This window comes from Pseudomonas chaetocerotis (genome assembly GCF_015712105.2).
GTDB lineage: Bacteria > Pseudomonadota > Gammaproteobacteria > Pseudomonadales > Pseudomonadaceae > Aquipseudomonas > Aquipseudomonas chaetocerotis.
Genome location: NZ_JACFYX020000005.1, coordinates 77,547 through 91,753, shown reverse-complemented (window position 1 = coordinate 91,753; position 14,207 = coordinate 77,547). Strand labels below are relative to the sequence as shown.

Genomic DNA, 14,207 nt, shown 5'->3' with positions numbered 1-14,207 from the left:
CCTATTCGCCGCCCCTGTTGCGTTGCTCCAGTTCATCACCCAGGCGGCCCAGCACTGGCCGAATGCCGGCGCGGTGGGCGGCGCGGGCGATGGCGTGAGCGGCCAGCGGGGCGCTGGCCAGCAGAATCAACAGGCCGATAAAGGCCTCCAGCGCCAGCTCGCCACTGCTGGCCAAGGCCACTGCGCCAAGTAGCAACACGGCGCCAAGCACGCCGGCCTTGCTTGCCGCGTGCATGCGGCTGTAGCTATCGGGCAGACGCAGTACGCCAATTGCGCCGAGCAGAGAAATCGCCGCACCGCTCAGTACCAGCAGTGAAGCCAGCCAGGCTTGTACGTCGTTCATGGGCGCTCCTCGCTTTTTTCCGGCATCTGGCTGTGGGCGTCATCGAACAGGAAAGCAAAGGCCGCCGTGCCGAGAAACGACACCAGTGCCAGCAGCACGGCGACGTCGACGAACAGCGCTTCGCCGCGCATCAGGCACAGCAGCGCCATGGCAGCGACCGCTAGCAGGGTCAGGGCGTCGATGGCCACCGCGCGATCTGGGCGACTCGGCCCGCGCAACAGGCGATACAGCGTGATCAAACCGCTCAGTGCGAGCAGGGCAGCAGCCAGGGGCAATACCCATGCTGCTCCGGCCAGGTGCAGGGTCATGACGTTGCTCCTTCGGCTTTGCCGGCATCTAACCAGGCCAGCAGACGGCGTTCCAGCTCGATGAGGATGTCGATCACGTCCTCACGGCGACGGGCATCGAGGGTGTGGATATAGAGCAAACCTTGCTCCTCGTCATAGTCTAGGGCCAGGGTGCCGGGAGTCAGGGTCAGCAGCGTGCCGAGCAGGGTGACCTTGTCCACTTCCCGGCGGGTCACCGGGTAGGCCAGCACGGCCGGCTCCACCTCGATCCGACGCGCCAGTATCAGCGTGGCGACCTGATAGGTTGCAAGAAACACCTGGGCGATGAACCACAGGCAGAAACCGACGCCATGCTCCAGGCTGCGTGCGTAACGGCCCAAGCGCTGGACTGCCAACCCCAGCAGGCGAGCGCTCAGGTAGAGCAGGGCGAAGGCCAGCAGAGCGCCGCCCAGATGACCGGCGCCGAGGCTCCAGGCCAGGCCAGCGCTGGTCAGCAAATGAATGAGAAACAGCATCAGGTACCTCCTGCGCCGGTAAAGGGTTGCAGATAGGCTTGCGGGTCGGCGAGCTGCGCTGCGGCCGCCACGGCATAGTCGATCAGCGGGCCGGCGCCCAGGCCGATCAGCACGGTCAGCAGCGCCAGGGCACTCATCCCCAGCCAGGCCGCGCGTATGCCGATAACCGCTTGCAGCGCCTCTTCACCTTCTGGATGAGGCTTGAGAAAGGCTTCGTTCCAGATCTTGTTCATCGACAGCAGAGTGAACACGCCGGTCAGCAGGGCGATGCCCGCCGCCCACCAGGCAGCGGCATCCAGGCTGGCCTTGACCAGCAGGAACTTGGCCCAGAAACCGGACAGCGGCGGAATGCCTGCCAGCGACAGCGCGGGAATGGCGAACAGCAGCGCCAGCCAGGGCATACGCCGATAGAGCCCGCCCATGTCGGCCAGGCGCTCGGAGCCGCAGATGCGCGCCGCCAGGCCGCCGATGAAGAACAGGTTGGCTTTCACCACTATATGGTGGATCAGGTAGAACACCGCGCCGGCCAGCGCCAGCGGGGTGGCCAGGGCCAGGCCGAGGATCATGTAGCCAACCTGGCTGACGATGTGGAACGACAGGATGCGGCGCACCTCGGTCTGCGCCGCCGCACCCAGTACACCCACCAGCATGGTGGCGCAGGCGACCCACAGCAGCAGTTGATGCGGCAGGCCGTACTCCGGCCAGAGCAGGGTCACCATGCGGATCAGCGCGTACACGCCGACCTTGGTCAAGAGCCCTGCAAACATCGCCGAAACCGCCGTCAGGGCAACGTGGTAGGTGGCCGGCAGCCAGCCGAATACAGGGAACAGCGCGGCTTTTATGGCGAATGACAGCAGCATCAGCAGCAGCGCCGGCGTCACGCCCGGTGGCGCCTCACCGCTGCGCATGATCACCGCCAGTTCACCCATGTTCAGCGTGCCGCTGGCGCCGTAGACCAGGCCGGCGGAGAGCAGGAAGATCAACGTGGCGAACAGGTTGAGGGCCACGTAGGTCATGCTGCCGGCCAGCCGGCGGCTGCCGCCGCCGAGCGCCATCAGGGCGAAGGAGGCGATCAGCAGCACCTCGAACCAGACGTAGAGGTTGAAGATGTCGGCGGTGATGAAGGCGCCACAGATGCCCGTCAGCAGGCCCTGTATGAACAGGTGGAAGTCGCGTCCGATCGTGCTGTCGTTGTCCTTGGCCACGCCATAGAGCAGGGTAACCAGTGCGACCAGGGCACTGATGGCGATCATCACGGCAGAGAGGCGATCGATCACCAGGCTGATGCCGAACGGTGCCTGCCAGTTGCCCACCTGACCGCTGAGCACCACACCCTGCGCGGCCTGCCAGACCAGCACCAGGCCGACGGCCAGCAGCAGTGCGGTGCCACTCAGGCTGAGCACGCGCACGGCCAGCAGGTGGCGGCGCAGGATGATTGCCAGCAGCAAACTGCACAGGGGCACGAGGATCGGCGCAACGAGTAACGCGTGATTCATCGGCGAGCCTCCGCGCCATTGGCGTCGTGTTCATGCTCGCTGTCGTGCCAGTCCGGCGCCGGTTGCTCGGTGATCGAGCTGACCGAGTCGGTGGTCTTGTCGCCATGCAGTTCGCGGGTGCGCTTGAGCAGCGCCAGGGCAAAGATGAACAGGCTGAAACCGATGACGATGGCGGTCAGCACCAGGGCCTGCGGCAGCGGGTTGGCGGTGCTGGCAGCGTTGCCAGCCTCGACGAATGCCGGGCGCTCGCCGAAGAAACGTCCGGCGGTGAGCACCCCCAGGTTGATAGCGTTACCCAGGACCACCACGCCCAGCACGACGCGCTTGAGGTTGCGGTCCAGAAGCATCCACAGGCCCAGACCCGCCAGGCCTCCGGTCGTGATTGCGGCTAACCATTCCATTACTGGCGAACTCCCGTCAGCTTGTCGATCATGTGCAGGGCAGAGCCGAACACGGTGAGGAATACGCCAACATCGAAGAGCAAGGGCGTGCCCAGCGGCAGCCCGCCGGGGAAGGTCCACAGGCCGGTCAGAAATGCGTTGCCCGCGATCAGGCCAAGAATGCCGGCACCCGCCGCGCAGCCCAGGCCGATACCGATCAGTTGCGCAGGCGCAATGGGCAGCACCCGGCGAATCTGCCCGTGGCCGTAGGTCAGCACCAGCAGAATCAGGCCGCAGGCCGCCACCAAGCCGCCAATGAAACCACCGCCAGGCAGGTTGTGACCGCGCCACAGCACTAGTAGCGAGGCGGCCAGCATCAGCCAGGCCAGTGGGCGCAGGCCCTGGCGCAGCAGCGGCGAGGTGAAGGCATCTTCACCGCTGTGTTCGTTGCCGAAGCGCCGGCCAGTGCCCAGCAGGCTGGCCGCCGCAAGGGCAGAGAGGGCGACCACGAGGATTTCGCCCAGGGTATCGAAAGCACGGAAGTCAACCAGGATGACGTTGACCACGTTATGCCCGTGACCTCCCGGCAGGCTGTTGGCCTGATACCACTGCGCGATTTCGCCCGGCAGTGGCAGGCTTACCGCCAGCAGCAGGGCGCCGGTCACGCTGAGACCGAAGAGGATCGCCACACTGGCGTGCAGGCGGCGCTTCCATGGGGCGCGTGCGCCGCTGGCTGGCACCGTGGGCATCTTGCGAAACACCAGGGCCAGGAAGATCAGGCTGAGGGTTTCCACCATCAGCTGGGTCATCGCCACGTCCGGTGCATTGACCGAGACGAACACCAGTGCCAGGCCCAGGCCGCAGGCACCCAGTGCCGCCAGCAAGGTAAGCCGGCCGGGCAGGAACGCCGCTGCCACGCCGCCAGCCAGTGCCAACAGGCAGCCTGCCAGACCCAGTGGCGAGATCGGGCTGTAGCTGGCCTGCAGCAGTTGCGGCAGAGCAGGCACCAGGCCTACCGCCAACAGGCCGCCGACCGCCAGGGCCAGCAGTACCAGATGCTGACGCAGCGAGCCGTGCTGGAAGCGGGCGGCAAGCAGCCCGGCGAAGTGGAACACGCGTTTGAGCAGACGATCCCAGATCAGGTCGCCACTGACGTTCCAGGCTGCGTTGGCGCGATCGAGCAGCCGCCTGACGCGGTCGCGCATCACGTAGAACAGCACGCCCAGTGATACGGTCAGCAAGCTGGCCAGCAGCGCAGGGGTAATGCCGCCCCACAGGTACAGGTGCACATCCACCGGGCCGCGCGCGACAGCCTGCACCGCGTTATTCACCAGCCAGGTTTCCGGCCATGCATTCCAGGCGCCGAGCAGGAAACCGCCGATGGCCAGCAGCATCGGTCCCAGCCACATCGGAAAACCAACTTCATGTGGCGTGCGCGGATAGTCGCCGCGCTTGCCGAGGAAGGTCTGCAGGAATACCAGGCCGGCAGCGGCGAAGAGCAGGGCGTTGGTGAGAATCATCACCAGCGTCACCGCCCAGCCGATATGACCCATCTCGATCAGGCCGGTGTACTTGAACTCCTTGGCGATGAAGCCGAAGAACGGCGGTAGCCCGGCATTGGAGAATGCTGCCAGGGCCACGGCCGCGCCAGTCATCGGCATGAAGCGGATCAAACCGCCCAGGCGCGCCAGCTCGCGAGTGCCCGTGGCGTGGTCGATGGCGCCGACCGCCATGAACAGCGCACCTTTATAGAGAGAATGCGCCACCAGATAGAGCACGAACGCCTGCAGGCCATAGCTGGTGTTGGTACCGATCAGCATGGTCAGTTGGCCCAGCACGGTGACCGTGGTGTAGGCCAGCAGGCGTTTGAGATCGGTCTGGCGGAAGGCCAGGAAGGCGCCGAGCACCGCAGTGGCCGCGCCGAAGGTAATCAGCAGGGTGCCCCAGCCGACGGAGCCACCGAGCACCGGGTTGAGACGGGCCAACAGGTAGATGCCGGCTTTTACCATGGTCGCCGAGTGCAGGTAGGCCGACACCGGCGTCGGCGCGTTCATTGCGTTGGGCAGCCACAGATGGAAGGGCACCTGCGCCGATTTGGTGAAACAGCCCAGCAGTACCAGGGCGATGATCGCCGGCAGCAGCACATGGCCTTCGATCTGCTCGGCGTTGAGGCTGGAGAACTGCCAGTTACCCGTCGCGCCACCGAGCAGAATCAGCCCTGCCAGCAGAGCCAGGCCACCGCCGCCGGTGATCAGCAGCGCCTGCAATGCCGCGCGACGCGATACCGCTTTGTCGTGTTGAAAACTGATCAGCAGAAAGGAGGCGATACTGGTCAGCTCCCAGAACACGAACATCGCCACCAGGTCGTCGGCCAGCACCAGACCGAGCATCGCCAGCATGAACACCAGCAGGTAGGCGTGAAAGCGGCCGAGGTGGGCGTGGCTGGACAGATAGCTGCCGGAGTACAGCACGATCAGACTGCCGATGCCGCTGATCAGCAGCGCGAACAGTAGCGAGAGACCGTCCAGGCGCAGGCTCAGGTTGATGCCCAGCGCCGGAATCCAGCTCAGGCTCTGCATCACGCTGTCGCCGCCGGCTATCAGCGGGATCTGTTGCACGAACCAGATGAAGGCCACCAGCGGCGCCAGCATCAGCAGCCAACCCGTGCGAGCGCCCAGCAGACGCGTCAGGCCGGGTGCCATGATGGCAGCCATGGCGATCAGGGACAGTAGGTAGAGCACTCGTTTCTCCTGTGCCGAGCATCGAATCCAGGGCGGCGCGATGATCACGCCTGCCTCTGGAGCCGGCGTTTGCCGGTCTGACACGGGAGGCAAGGTCATCGCTCATATCAGGCCGCACTTTTTTCAGCATAGAAAAAACCAATCGAAGATCGCTATTTTATGAAGTTTCAGAACATTGCATGATAGGCGGCTGCCATTGTCGGCAGCATCTGGCCAAGCGATGACACGGGAGAACAGCGTGCAGATTCAGGGCTATTTCGACTTGCGCTTCGAGACGGTGAGGGACGCATTCGCCGCTTTGTTCGATGACGCGCAGGAACGGGGCGCGGCCCTGTGCGTGAAGGTCGGCGGGGAAACCGTGCTCGACCTGTGGGCCGGGGTCATGGACAAGGACGGCCAGCAGGCCTGGCACAGCGACACCATCGCCAATCTGTTCTCCTGCACCAAGCCCTTCGCCGCCGTCGTCGCTCTGCAACTGGTGGGCGAAGGCAAGCTTGATCTGGATGCCCCGGTTTTGCGCTACTGGCCTGAGTTTGCAGCAGCCGGCAAGCAGCGCATCAGCGTGCGTCATCTGCTCTGCCACCAGGCAGGGTTGCCGGCGTTGCGCCAGACACTGCCTGCCGAGGCGCTGTACGACTGGCAAACCATGACCGACGCGCTGGCGGCTGAAGAACCCTGGTGGCCGCTGGGTGATGGTCACGGCTACGCGCCCATTACCTATGGCTGGCTGATCGGTGAGCTGATTCGACGCGTCGAAGGCCGTGGTCCGGGCGAGAGCATCGCCGCCCGCATCGCCAAGCCACTGGGGCTGGATTTCCATGTCGGCCTGGCTGACAGCGAGTTCGAGCGCGTCGCCCATATCGCTCGCGGCAAGGGCAATCTCGGCGACGCCGCAGCGCAGCGCCTGCTCAAGGTGATGATGAGCGACGCCACTGCCATGAGCACACGCTCGTTCACCAATCCGCCGTCGATCATGACCAGTACCAACAAGCCCGAGTGGCGGCGCATGCAGCAACCAGCCGCCAATGGGCACGGCAACGCGCGCAGCCTGGCGGGCTTCTACGCCGGTCTGCTCGACGGCAGTCTGCTCGATGCCGACCTGTTGGGCGAAATGACCCGTGAGCACAGTGTCGGTGACGACAAGACCCTGCTGACCCGCACGCGTTTCGGCCTGGGCTGCATGCTCGATCAGGCCGATGTGGCCAACGCCACCTATGGCATGGGGGCAAAAGCCTTCGGTCATCCCGGTGCCGGTGGTTCCAGCGGCTTTGCCGACCCGGAACGGGACCTGGCATTCGGCTTCGTCACCAACAATCTAGGACCGTTCGTCTTGATGGACCCCCGCGCGCAGAAACTTGCGCGCCAGATTGCGGACTGTATCTGATTGAAACGGCTAAACTTGCGCCAACGGTTCAGTACCAACCATAACGATCCGACCATTAGATTTGCGTGACCTCGGGGGCTACATGCGCGCCAACAAGATTTTTGCCTTTACCTGCTGCCTGCTGATGGCTGGCTGTGCCGGATCGGAAAAGAAGGAAGCCGCCAAACCGGCGGTGATGCCGCCGCCTCAGGTAACCCGCGCCTGGCTCGACGAATACGAGCCAAAACTGCGTGAAGCGGTCAAGGGTAGCCAGTTCGAGTTCGAGCGTCGTGAGAATCTGTTGGTGGTGACTGCGCCGGTGCAGAGCTCCTTCAATCCTGATCGCCCGCACATGCTGGTGCCTGCCAGCCTGGGGCCGATCACCCGCGTGGCGAAATTGCTGGAAACCGATGAGGATATCGCAGTGGTGGTTCTTGGCCATGCCGATAGCAGCGGCAATGCTGCGCTCAACCGTGACTTGAGCCAGCAGCGCGCGCGCGCCGTGACGTCCATCTTCCGTCTCAGCGGCCTCAAGCAGAATCGCCTGCAGGTCATGGGCTTGGGCTCCGATATGCCGCGTGCTGCCAATGACAGCGCCGCTGGCCGTGCACTCAACCGCCGTGTGGAAATCCTCCTGACTTCGCGTGACACCATGCAGGGCCTGATCGCCAAGTACAGCCAACCGGCCAAGCCGCAGCTCAAGGATGCGCCCAAGGTAGCTGCCGCAGATCAAGGAAAAGTGAGCAAGTCGGAGTAAGCTTGCGGGCATTTCCACCCTGCGCGGGCAGGCACTAGAAACCAGGCGGATTGGTTTCAGGCTCTGCCCTGAGGAATTGCCATGACCCAAACCTTGGCCGATATGCGCCGTGACTACACCCGCGACGGCCTGAGCGAAACCCAGGCCCCGCTGGAACCCTTTGCCCTGTTTCGCCAGTGGTTCGATGACGCGGTCAAGACCGAGCAACTGCCGGTCGAGCCTAACGCCATGACCCTGGCCACCGTCGATGAAGATGGCCGCCCGCACTGCCGGGTGCTGCTGCTCAAGGGGCTCGACGAACGTGGCTTCACCTTCTTCAGCAACTACGACAGCGCCAAGGGTCGGCAACTGGCGGCACGCCCGTTCGCCGCGATGACCTTCTTCTGGCCCAGCCTGGAACGCCAGGTGCGTATCGAGGGGCGGGTCGAGCAGGTCACCCCGGCCGAATCCGACGGTTACTTCCAGGTACGCCCGCTGGGCAGTCGCATTGGTGCCTGGGCCTCGCCGCAGAGCAAGGTGATCCGCGACCGCGCCGAGCTGGAGAACCTGCTGGCGGAAACCGAAAAACGCTTCCTCAACCAGACACCGCACTGCCCGCCGCACTGGGGGGGCTACCGCCTGCTGCCAGAGCGCATCGAGTTTTGGCAGGGTCGCCCCAGCCGCCTGCACGACCGCCTCAACTACCGCTTCAAGGGCGAGGCCTGGATTCGCGAACGGCTGGCGCCCTGACAGCCAGGCAGGCGTAGCGAGCGCGCCGGTCGGTTACTTTCAGGTTTCTGATGTGTCTGCTTGCCTTGGAATGGGTTGCTTTGAGGGCGTCTGGATGGGGCCTCTTCGGTCTGCCCACCTCTTACCACCGAGCATGCCATCCACCAATAAGGCTGTACGAAACGAGCACATGAGATACCCTTGCGCGACGAACCAACCAGGACGCTGCGAACCGAACGATGGGTTTTGAACAATTAGCCGAGCTACGTGACCGCCTGCGCGCCGAGAAGCAGCAGGTACAGCAGGTAAAAACCGAAAGCGCGAAGCCGCAAAAGCGCAAGGCGCCGACCAAAGCCAAGCCGCGCGAGCAGGATCCTACCGTCGAGGCGATCTGGCGGTTGCAGAAGCACTTCCCCTTGGCCTTCCCGGTCAATCCGGCGCCCAAGGTGCCGTTGAAGGAGGGCATTCTCAAGGATGCCGAGCAGCATCTGCAGTTGCTCGGTATCACCGCTGAGCAGCTCAAGGCGGGTATTGCCGCCTGGTGCCGTGGCGGTCGCTACTGGGCTGCGATGACGGAAAATGCACCGCGTCTGGATCTGCAAGGCCAGCCCGTTGGCGTGGTGACGGCGGCGCAGGCGCTGCATGCCAGGCAGCAGGCCAGGCGGCACCGTGCCGAGGCTCGGCGCAATCAGGCCAAGGCAAAAGCGCCTGCGGACGACAAGGCCGCCGAGAGCGTTGTGCAGCCAAGCACGGAGTAAGCCCTCTGGTAGCCTGATGGTTCTCAGGCTCGCTGGCGTCTCGATGGCCGCATCGTGAAGCGCCGCTGATCGGCCTACAATGGCGGCCTCACTCGCGAGGCCGCTTCCGATGCTCGAACTCGACTCCACTCTGGCGCAGCATATCGTCGACCGCGCCATGGCCATCCTGCCGCACAACATCAACGTGATGGATGCGCAGGGCATGATCATCGGCAGCGGTGACCCCAGCCGCCTGCACACCCGACATGAAGGTGCACAACTGGTACTGGCCAACCGGCGCGTGGTGGAGATCGACGCTCAGGCAGCGGCGTGCCTGCGTGGCGTCAAACCCGGTGTCAACCTGCCGTTGCTGCACGCCGAGCGCCTGATTGGCGTGCTCGGTATCACGGGTGATCCTGAGGTCGTGCGGCCTTATGCCGAACTGGTGCGCATGGCTGCGGAGATGCTGGTCGAGCATCGCGTTCTGCAAGCCGAACGGCACTGGCAGCGGCATCAGCAGGAAGCCTGGTTGCGACAGCTGCTCGACCCCATGCTGCGCCTGTCCAGTCTCGAGGTCGATGCTGAACGCCTGGGCCTGCAACTGACCTGGCCGCGACAAATGTGCCTGCTGCAACTCGATGGTGAGGGCGATCCGCTGCCGCGCCAGGCGCGTCTGCTCGCCGCTCTGGGGGGCAAGAGTGAACATCTGGTAGCGCCGCTCGGGCGTCACGAACTGCTCTGGTGTCGACCTTACAGCACCACGCGCGATGATCGTGCCTGGCTCCTGCAGGCTGACGAGCGCGAGTGGGGCGTGAGTTCGCTTGCGCTCAGCGATCCCCTGCATGATCTGACCGAGCTGCGCCAGGCCAGCCTGGCTCTGCGCGATCTTCAGGCCTACGGTCAGGCACGTTTTCCTGGTCGTCGCCTGCTGCGCCTGGACGAGTTGCGCCTGCCGACGTTGCTCTATGCCCAGCGCCACAGCTGGTTGCTGCAGGGCTGGTTGGCACCCTTGCGTCAGGTGCTGACGCAGGACTCACAAGGCACGCTGAGGGCCACGCTGGAAGCCTGGTGTGCGCATGACGGCCAGGTGCAAGCCTGTGCGCAGGCGTTGGGCATTCATCGCAATACGTTGCGCTATCGTCTGGAGCGCATCGCCGAACTCAGTGGCCTGGACCTCAATCGGCTGGATCAGCGCCTGCAGCTATCCTTGGGGCTGGGCTTGCTGGAACCCACCGAGGCGGCTCAGTTGAACGCTCGGTAATCTGCTCCCGTTGGTGGAGGCGGGCCGACGGCCTTTGTGCGATTGCACAGCCTCCTGGGCTTGGCTTTGGCTGTTTTAGTGCCAGCGCACAGGGCGAGGCTGGGGTTGGCTGAGCCACAATGTGGCGCCTCTCGGCATTCCCATCCGGGCCCTGCGCCCGCCATAACAACAATGAGGAGACTGGTCATGGGCCTGGTCCTGATTCTGGTGGCACTGATCGCGTTCATCGTGCTGTCCACTACCCGTTTGAAATTGCACCCCTTCCTGGCATTGCTGGCCGCTGCGCTGATCGCCGGTTTCGCCTACCAGCTGCCCGGCGGCGAAATCATCAAGACCATGACGGCCGGCTTCGGCGGTATCCTCGGTTACATCGGTATCGTCATCGTCTTAGGCACCATCATCGGCGTGATCCTCGAGCGCAGCGGCGCTGCCATCACCATGGCCGAGACGGTGATTCGTCTGCTGGGCCAGCGTTTCCCCACCCTGACCATGTCGATCATCGGCTATCTGGTGTCGATTCCGGTGTTCTGCGACTCCGGCTACGTCATTCTCAACTCGCTGAAGAATGCCCTGGCCGCCCGCATGAAGGTGTCCGTGGTGGCCATGAGCGTGGCTCTGGCCACCGGCCTGTATGCCACTCACACCTTCGTGCCACCAACTCCCGGCCCGATTGCTGCGGCCGGCAACCTGGGCCTGGAAACCTCGCTGGGTCTGGTGATCCTGGTCGGTTTACTGGTCGCTGCGGTCACTGCCGTGGCCGGTATGCTGTGGGCCAACCGTTTCCTCAAGCAGAACGACCACGAATTGCTGGAAGAAGCGCCGAGTGAACTGCTCGCCGATAACGTCGATTTCGATGCGCTGCGTGCCCGTTATGGCAAGCTGCCCAGCGCCTGGCAGGCATTCTCGCCAATCTTCGTGCCCATCATTCTGATCTGCCTGGGCTCGCTCGCTGCTTTCCCGAGCAAGCCCTTCGGCACTGGCGCATTCTTCGACGTGCTGAGCTTCCTCGGTCAGCCGGTTGCCGCACTGCTGGTAGGCCTGGTGCTGGCGTGCTCGCTGCTCAAGGGCGAAGGCAAGCGTCAGCAGTTCCATGACTATGTCGCTCATGGCCTGAAAGAGGCGGCGCCGATTCTGCTGATCACCGGTGCCGGTGGCGCCTTTGGTGCCATTCTCAAGGCAACCGCGCTGACCGGCTACCTGGGCGACACCCTGTCGGCGCTGGGTATTGGCCTGTTCATGCCGTTCCTGGTGGCTGCCGCGCTGAAGAGCGCCCAGGGTTCCTCCACCGTTGCCCTGGTCACCACCTCGGCGATGGTTGCGCCACTGCTGGGCAATCTGGGGCTCGACAGCGAGATGGGTCGCGTGCTGACTGTAATGGCTATCGGCGCCGGTGCAATGACCGTTTCTCACGCCAACGACAGCTTCTTCTGGGTCGTGACCCAGTTCAGCCGCATGAAAGTGGCGACCGCTTATCGCGCCCAGACCATGGCGACCCTGATTCAGGGTATTGCCGGTATGGCCGCTGTCTGGTTGCTTAGCCTGGTTTTGCTGTAATCCCGCATTAACAGACCGTTCAAAAGCTACCTGCGTTGCCATTGCTGGGGTAAAAACAGGTCCGTGCGCGAGTCCGATCAAAATGCTCATTTACAGCTCGTAAAGTCGAGCGCGACTCCGACCGTTTTCCGCCTGTTTTTGTGGGGCCGCCATCGGTATTGCACTGACTGCCTCGCCTACGTTTTTCAACGGTCTGTAACCGGCAGGCGGCCACGGTCGCCTGCCTCCTTTCGAGGTACCTATCATGAAAATCGTCATTGCTCCTGATTCCTTCAAGGAGAGTCTCAGCGCGCCTGATGTAGCGGCCGCCATCGCCCGTGGTTGGCAGCAGGTGTTTCCCGAGGCCGAGTGTTTGCTGCGACCAATGGCCGATGGTGGCGAGGGTACGGTCGATGCGTTGCTGGCCGCCGTGGGTGGCGAGCGTCGTGAATGCGACGTGCGCGGCCCCATGGGTGAGCCGGTCAAGGCGCATTGGGGCTGGCTGGGGCAGGGTACGGCGGTCATCGAGATGGCGGCTGCCAGCGGTCTGCACTGGGTGCCGCGTGAACAGCGCGACGCCCGTGTGGCCAGCAGCTTCGGCACTGGTGAGCTGATCCGTGAGGCGCTGGATGCCGGTGCTACGCGAATCATCCTGGGGCTGGGCGGCAGTGCCACCAATGATGCCGGTGTTGGCCTGTTGCAGGCGCTGGGGATGCGTTTTCTCGATGCACGGGGGCGTGAGCTGACGCCGGGCGGCGCGGCCTTGGCCGGTCTCGACCAGCTTGATCTGAGCGGGCTGGACGCGCGTCTGCTCAAGGTGCAGATCGAGGTCGCTGCCGATGTCGACAATCCCTTGTGCGGGCCACGTGGCGCATCTGCGGTGTTCGGTCCGCAGAAGGGCGCTACGCCTGAGCATGTCGCCGAGCTGGACACGGCACTCGGCCACTTCGCCCGTATCGCAGCGGCGACGCTGGGCGAGAATCACGCCGAGTTTCCCGGTGTGGGCGCCGCGGGAGGTCTCGGTTTCGCTGCGCGTGCCTTTCTCAAGGCAAGTTTCCGCCCCGGTATCGCGCTGGTGGCCGAACTGTCCGGCCTCGCCGCAGCAGTGGAGAACGCGGATCTGGTGATTACCGGGGAAGGGCGCATGGATGCCCAGACCCTGCACGGCAAGACACCGGTCGGCGTAGCGCGCGTGGCGCGTGCGGCCGGGGTGCCGGTCATCGCCTTGTCCGGTAGTCTGGGTGACAACTATCAGGCGCTGTACGACGCGGGTATCGAAGCTGCATTCAGCCTGGCGCCGGGCCCGTTGTCCCTGGAGCAGGCGATGGCCGGCGCGGCAGCTGAGTTGCAGGCGCGCACGACGGATATCGCCCGGCTCTGGCGCCTCGCGCGGTCCTGATAGGGCGAACCTGGCTGAACTGGGTCTGTCTGAAATAACTATTGTTAAGGCTCTGCCGTGACAGATACGCTCGCCCGGCGTCTAATGGATCGAGATACCTCTGGAGGAATTGCTATGCGTAAACCCACTCTGCTCATTACCTCGCTGGCCGCGATGCTGGCCCTCGGGGGCTGTCAGTCCAGCCTGACTGGCGATACCTACAGCCGCGATGAGGCCCGAGCGGTGCAGACGGTACGCATGGGCACCATTGAGTCGCTGCGCCCGGTCAAGATCGAAGGGACCAAGACACCGATCGGTGCGGGTGCCGGTGCTGTGGTTGGCGGTATTGGTGGTAGTGGCCTTGGTGGCGGGCGCGGCAGTGCAGTGCTGGCTGTGGTCGGTGCTGTTGCCGGCGGTCTGTTGGGCGCCGCGGCTGAAGAAGGCCTGACCCGTACTCAAGGTGTTGAGATCACCGTGCGAGAGGACGACGGTACCCTGCGCGCCTACGTCCAGGAAGTCGAGCCGAACCAGGTGTTCCGCGTCGGCGAGCGCGTGCGCATCATGACGGTCAACGGTACCAGCCGCGTTACTCACTGATCGTTACAAGCCAGCCGGAGTAGCTTTGGTTGCTCCGGCTTTTTGTTGTCTGTCATCCCCGGCCGACAACTCGTCGGGCTTGCGCAAAAAAGTGCTCCCGGCAATTTTTTG

The 14,207-nt window shown here is 64.2% G+C and carries 14 protein-coding genes; 8 read left to right on the top strand and 6 right to left on the bottom strand.

Annotated features, from left to right (window positions below):
• Position 1: 1 nt before the first annotated feature.
• From mnhG to mbhE, 6 genes are read right to left on the bottom strand one after another with little or no spacing between them, the layout of a single operon-like run.
• The gene (mnhG, locus tag H3221_RS10375; protein ID WP_196475707.1) at positions 2-343 is read right to left on the bottom strand and encodes a monovalent cation/H(+) antiporter subunit G; all 342 of its coding nucleotides are present in this window, start codon (positions 341-343) and stop codon (positions 2-4) included.
• Positions 340-651 carry a monovalent cation/H+ antiporter complex subunit F gene (locus tag H3221_RS10370; RefSeq protein ID WP_160020531.1) on the bottom strand — a complete coding sequence of 104 codons (312 nt, stop codon included), beginning with the start codon at positions 649-651 and terminating at the stop codon, positions 340-342. Before H3221_RS10370 ends, mnhG begins: the two co-directional genes overlap by 4 nt.
• Positions 648-1,145, bottom strand: coding sequence for a Na+/H+ antiporter subunit E (locus tag H3221_RS10365; protein WP_196475708.1), 498 nt, complete (start codon positions 1,143-1,145; stop codon positions 648-650). The genes H3221_RS10370 and H3221_RS10365 overlap by 4 nt, the downstream gene beginning before the upstream one ends.
• Positions 1,145-2,641: a proton-conducting transporter transmembrane domain-containing protein gene (locus tag H3221_RS10360; protein WP_196475709.1), complete on the bottom strand. Its 1,497-nt coding sequence runs from the start codon at positions 2,639-2,641 to the stop codon at positions 1,145-1,147. Before H3221_RS10360 ends, H3221_RS10365 begins: the two co-directional genes overlap by 1 nt.
• Complete coding sequence (locus H3221_RS10355) at positions 2,638-3,042, bottom strand: sodium:proton antiporter (protein WP_021488444.1); 405 nt, start codon at positions 3,040-3,042, stop codon at positions 2,638-2,640. The genes H3221_RS10360 and H3221_RS10355 overlap by 4 nt, the downstream gene beginning before the upstream one ends.
• Positions 3,042-5,762, bottom strand: a complete 2,721-nt coding sequence (gene mbhE, locus H3221_RS10350) for a hydrogen gas-evolving membrane-bound hydrogenase subunit E (RefSeq protein WP_196475710.1) — start codon at positions 5,760-5,762, stop codon at positions 3,042-3,044. The genes H3221_RS10355 and mbhE overlap by 1 nt, the downstream gene beginning before the upstream one ends.
• Positions 5,763-6,000: 238 nt before the next feature.
• Here mbhE and H3221_RS10345 point away from each other — a divergent pair, with 238 nt between their 5' ends.
• The 8 genes from H3221_RS10345 to H3221_RS10310 all read left to right on the top strand — a co-directional run bounded on the left by H3221_RS10345 (position 6,001) and on the right by H3221_RS10310 (position 14,096).
• Complete coding sequence (locus tag H3221_RS10345; protein ID WP_196475775.1) at positions 6,001-7,146, top strand: serine hydrolase domain-containing protein; 1,146 nt, start codon at positions 6,001-6,003, stop codon at positions 7,144-7,146.
• 82 nt (positions 7,147-7,228) lie between these two features.
• Positions 7,229-7,882 carry an OmpA family protein gene (locus H3221_RS10340; protein ID WP_196475711.1) on the top strand — a complete coding sequence of 218 codons (654 nt, stop codon included), beginning with the start codon at positions 7,229-7,231 and terminating at the stop codon, positions 7,880-7,882.
• A gap of 81 nt (positions 7,883-7,963) precedes the next feature.
• The gene (pdxH, locus tag H3221_RS10335; RefSeq protein WP_160020525.1) at positions 7,964-8,611 is read left to right on the top strand and encodes a pyridoxamine 5'-phosphate oxidase; all 648 of its coding nucleotides are present in this window, start codon (positions 7,964-7,966) and stop codon (positions 8,609-8,611) included.
• Positions 8,612-8,829: 218 nt separating this feature from the next.
• Positions 8,830-9,348, top strand: coding sequence for a ProQ/FinO family protein (locus tag H3221_RS10330; RefSeq protein ID WP_196475712.1), 519 nt, complete (start codon positions 8,830-8,832; stop codon positions 9,346-9,348).
• 109 nt (positions 9,349-9,457) lie between these two features.
• Complete coding sequence (locus H3221_RS10325) at positions 9,458-10,588, top strand: sugar diacid recognition domain-containing protein (protein ID WP_196475713.1); 1,131 nt, start codon at positions 9,458-9,460, stop codon at positions 10,586-10,588.
• A 186-nt stretch (positions 10,589-10,774) separates the two neighbouring features.
• Positions 10,775-12,142 (top strand): GntP family permease, encoded by a 1,368-nt coding sequence (locus H3221_RS10320; protein ID WP_192981324.1) that lies wholly within the window; start codon positions 10,775-10,777, stop codon positions 12,140-12,142.
• 244 nt (positions 12,143-12,386) lie between these two features.
• Positions 12,387-13,520 carry a glycerate kinase gene (locus tag H3221_RS10315; RefSeq protein WP_196475714.1) on the top strand — a complete coding sequence of 378 codons (1,134 nt, stop codon included), beginning with the start codon at positions 12,387-12,389 and terminating at the stop codon, positions 13,518-13,520.
• A gap of 114 nt (positions 13,521-13,634) precedes the next feature.
• Positions 13,635-14,096 carry an outer membrane lipoprotein gene (locus H3221_RS10310; protein WP_196475715.1) on the top strand — a complete coding sequence of 154 codons (462 nt, stop codon included), beginning with the start codon at positions 13,635-13,637 and terminating at the stop codon, positions 14,094-14,096.
• Positions 14,097-14,207 lie beyond the last annotated feature (111 nt).

Excerpts from the sequence above, each read along its gene's own strand:
- mnhG (WP_196475707.1), bottom strand. The coding sequence starts at position 343 with ATGAACGACGTACAAGCCTGGCTGGCTTCACTGCTGGTACTGAGCGGT.
- H3221_RS10370 (WP_160020531.1), bottom strand. The coding sequence starts at position 651 with ATGACCCTGCACCTGGCCGGAGCAGCATGGGTATTGCCCCTGGCTGCT.
- H3221_RS10365 (WP_196475708.1), bottom strand. The coding sequence starts at position 1,145 with ATGCTGTTTCTCATTCATTTGCTGACCAGCGCTGGCCTGGCCTGGAGC.
- H3221_RS10360 (WP_196475709.1), bottom strand. The coding sequence starts at position 2,641 with ATGAATCACGCGTTACTCGTTGCGCCGATCCTCGTGCCCCTGTGCAGT.
- H3221_RS10355 (WP_021488444.1), bottom strand. The coding sequence starts at position 3,042 with ATGGAATGGTTAGCCGCAATCACGACCGGAGGCCTGGCGGGTCTGGGC.
- H3221_RS10340 (WP_196475711.1), top strand. The coding sequence starts at position 7,229 with ATGCGCGCCAACAAGATTTTTGCCTTTACCTGCTGCCTGCTGATGGCT.
- pdxH (WP_160020525.1), top strand. The coding sequence starts at position 7,964 with ATGACCCAAACCTTGGCCGATATGCGCCGTGACTACACCCGCGACGGC.
- H3221_RS10330 (WP_196475712.1), top strand. The coding sequence starts at position 8,830 with ATGGGTTTTGAACAATTAGCCGAGCTACGTGACCGCCTGCGCGCCGAG.
- H3221_RS10325 (WP_196475713.1), top strand. The coding sequence starts at position 9,458 with ATGCTCGAACTCGACTCCACTCTGGCGCAGCATATCGTCGACCGCGCC.
- H3221_RS10320 (WP_192981324.1), top strand. The coding sequence starts at position 10,775 with ATGGGCCTGGTCCTGATTCTGGTGGCACTGATCGCGTTCATCGTGCTG.
- H3221_RS10315 (WP_196475714.1), top strand. The coding sequence starts at position 12,387 with ATGAAAATCGTCATTGCTCCTGATTCCTTCAAGGAGAGTCTCAGCGCG.
- H3221_RS10310 (WP_196475715.1), top strand. The coding sequence starts at position 13,635 with ATGCGTAAACCCACTCTGCTCATTACCTCGCTGGCCGCGATGCTGGCC.